Annotated in this window: 1 protein-coding gene and 2 pseudogenes; 2 read left to right on the forward strand and 1 reads right to left on the reverse strand. The window is 40.1% G+C overall.

Going from position 1 to position 3,522, the window contains the following annotated elements:
- Positions 1-81: 81 nt before the first annotated feature.
- Positions 82-855: pseudogene (locus LC574_RS31700) on the forward strand (aldo/keto reductase); the annotation flags it as partial.
- Here LC574_RS31700 and LC574_RS31705 read toward each other — a convergent pair.
- Positions 820-1,113 carry an SRPBCC domain-containing protein gene (locus LC574_RS31705; protein ID WP_229457535.1) on the reverse strand — a complete coding sequence of 98 codons (294 nt, stop codon included), beginning with the start codon at positions 1,111-1,113 and terminating at the stop codon, positions 820-822. The pseudogene LC574_RS31700 and the gene LC574_RS31705 overlap by 36 nt on opposite strands.
- Before the next feature lie 902 nt (positions 1,114-2,015).
- On the opposite strand from LC574_RS31705, the pseudogene nifE reads away from it, so the two are divergent.
- Positions 2,016-3,400, forward strand: a pseudogene (nifE, locus tag LC574_RS31710) (nitrogenase iron-molybdenum cofactor biosynthesis protein NifE).
- Positions 3,401-3,522 lie beyond the last annotated feature (122 nt).

Consider the following 3,522-nt stretch of genomic DNA (forward strand, 5'->3'; position numbering starts at 1 on the left):
TCTAAGGTTTCTTCGATTGGTGTCTCATAGTCCCAACGGTGAATTTGGTATAAGTCTACATAAGCGCTCAAAGACTTTGCAAACAGAGATCAGGTTGTTATTGCTACCAAAGTACATGGTAAAGTCGGCGATGGCCCAAATGATCGAGGCCTATCTCGCAAACATATTTTTGATAGCATTGATGCTTCTTTGCGGCGACTACAGAGCGATTATGTAGACTTATACCAAATTCACCGTTGGGACTATGAGACACCAATCGAAGAAACCTTAGAAGCACTTCATGATCTTGTGAAAGCAGGTAAAGTCCGTTACCTGGGGATTTCTAGTGTTTACGCATGGCAGTTTGCCAAAGCCCTTTATACAGGAGACATTCACGGCTGGACTCGCTTTGTATCAATTCAAAATCACTACAACCTAGTCTATCGAGAAGAAGAACGAGAAGTGATACCTCTAGCCCGAGATCAAGGGATTGGTATTATTCCTTGGAGTCCCCTGGCGCGTGGCTTTTTGTCAGGGAATCGCAGCAAGTCAGACTATGGCCAAACACTACGTGCAAAAACTGACGAATTCGCTCACAATCTCTACTATCAAGATTCAGATTTTCAAGTAGTTGAGCGCGTAGTTGAATTAGCTACAAAACGAGGGGTTAAACCCACACAAATTGCCCTAGCTTGGCTATTGCATCAACCAGGTGTAACATCTCCCATAATAGGCGCTAGCAAGATCGAACATCTCAAAGAGGCTGTCGAGGCGGTGGATTTAGAACTGTCTGATCAAGAGCGCAAATTCCTAGAAGAACCTTACACACCCCATCCCATTTTAGGGCATGAGTACCCTTTTGGAAATCGCCCATAGAGCGACTAAGTACTTGACCAACCCTTGCATTGCGATGTGCAGCGTCGTTTTTCCGTCTTGTTCAGTCAGGGTAAGCGTATTCAGGTGGTCGCTGTTGGGAACTGGTTCGTAGTGTTCGGTAGCAATCAATCGTTGCGGCGGCACAATTTCACGGTACTCTCCTGAAAATGCGTGTTCAGTGTCGTTACCGGAGTCATGCAAGACATAGCGCCAAGTGCCACCCACGCGCAGGTCGATTTCGCAAACGGTCATTGTCATACTGCTGCAACCCCCAAATCAGCGTTTAACGTGTTCGGGCTGAGTCCATGCCTCGAAGACGAGTTTGCGTGAGGCATTAAAGACGCGAGTTACGACGCTTTCCCTAACCGATGGCAATGTCAATCGTAACCTATGAGCGATCGCGTTTCTTTTCCTCTGCTTGCAATTGTTGTAGATACTCATCCAGGCGATCAAAACTCTGCTCCCAGAATTGACGATATTGTGTATACTTTTCAAATTTCAAAAGAAATTCCACGTTTTAGTCCGGTTAATCGATAGGTTTCGTGTATATTCAAATTAATAAGGCTATGATGACCTAAATCTAAGGTGCTATAAGCGTTAAATAAGATACCTATAAAAGTATTAGTAAAAAATTAAATTCCTTAGTTAAATCATCAAACAAAAAACAAGGTACAGAGAGACAATGTGCCTAATTATTCTGTTTAATTATCTAATAACATTTGGTTTAAAAATATAACAACAATAATTGCTTATCTAAATATTAGTTATGCTAATATATAGATAAGCTAAAACTAACAAAAAAATTATAGTGGTTCTCATTTTAGTGAGTTACATCTCGTTGAGGAGAGGGGCTAGAGGTTAGAAACTAAGATGTACCTCATGCAATTAAGGATTGCTATAACAGGCTTTCTAAAAATACAGAATGCGTCAGAGTAGTTGCTTGTTTTATCTGAAATACTAGTGGATCAATTGCTGTTTTTTGTAATTTTCCAGAAATCAGTCTCAAGAAACTTCGTCTAACACGAGCTATCACGAGGAGTGGATAATAGTGAGAAAAATTGGTAATTAAGAATAATAGGAGAAAGGAGATAGAGAGAAAATAACACTCTTAACTCCTCATTCTTGGCTGTTTTGTATTCATCTTCAACAGGAGAAAAAACATGAAGAATACTCAAGTAACAATTAACGAATCACTCAGTGAAACAGTTTGCAAATCTAACCAGAAAAAACTCACTTGCACAAAACCACCACAACCAGGTTCAACCCAAGGAAATTGTCCTTTTGACGGAGCGATGGTTTCTGTCGGAGCTATAACTGATGCTGTTCATTTAGTACATGGTGCTGTTTCTTGTACTCACAATCCTTGGGCAACTCATGGTAGCCTCTCATCAGGTTCTGAATTATATCAAACAGCTTTTACTACTGACTTTAGTGAGGGTAATATCGTTTTTGGTGGGGAAAAGAAACTGTACAAAGCTATTGTGGATGTTGCTAACCGCTATCATCCTGCCGCTATTTTCGTTTACGCTACTTGTCTGTCTGCTTTGATTGGTGATGATATTGATAGTGTCTGTAAACTAGCTACACAAAAAATTAATATTCCAGTTATTTATGTAAATGCACCTGGATTTCTTGGTAGTAAAAATTTAGGGAATCGCATCGGGAATGAAACTTTATTGAATGCTGTCATTGGTACAGCAGAACCTGAATTTATCACACCATTTGATATTAATATTGTTGGTGATTATAATGTTGCAGGTGAAACGTGGAATATCCTACCATTGTTTACAAAAATGGGTATTCGCGTTCTTTCCAAAATTACAGGTGATGCTCGTTATCTAGAAGTTTGCTATGCTCATCGTGCCAAATTAAATGTAGTACTTTGCTCAAATGTAGCTATACAAATGGCACAAACTATGGAAGAACGCTATGGAATTCCTTATATTGAAGAGTCTTTCTATGGTGCGACTAACTTAAACAATTGCTTACAGAATGTTGCGGCAAAATTAAGCATATCCTTGGGAGATAGTGTTGTTGTCCATGAGCTTCAAGAACGTACAGAAAAGTTAATTGCCCAAGAAAATGCTGCTCTAGATATTGCTTTAGCTCCTTACCTTGCTGATTTAAAAGGTAAGCGAATTCTTCTTTCTACTGGTGGTGTGAAAAGTTGGTCACTGATCTTAGCAGCCCAAGACTTGGGAATGGAAGTTATTGCAGCTACGGATGGCAAAACAACACAAGAGGAGAAAGCTAAAATTAAACAATATCTTGGTGAAGATGGAATGATTTTGTCGGACACAACTCCCCAGGCATTATTAAAGGTATTAAACCAAACAAAAGCTGATGTGTTGATTGCTGGGGCTGAAATAAATATACAGCACTCAAAGCGCAAATTCCTTTTTTAGACATTAACCATGAACGTCACCATGCTTACGCTGGTTATGCAGGTTTGGTGGTACTAGCACGCGAACTACATGAAGCGTTGTATAGTCCTATATGGAAGCAAATTAGCAAACCTGCCCCTTGGGATGAAAAAATTAGCTAAAGGAGGCATGAACTGTCAAACTGTTTAGCGAGCGATCCAACGGCTCACTGCTGGCAATTGTGCAGAGAACCATAGCGCACCTAAGATATTTAGACTGCCACAGACGATCAACACATCAGCTT

The organism is Nostoc sp. CHAB 5715, assembly GCF_020829685.1.
GTDB lineage: Bacteria > Cyanobacteriota > Cyanobacteriia > Cyanobacteriales > Nostocaceae > Nostoc.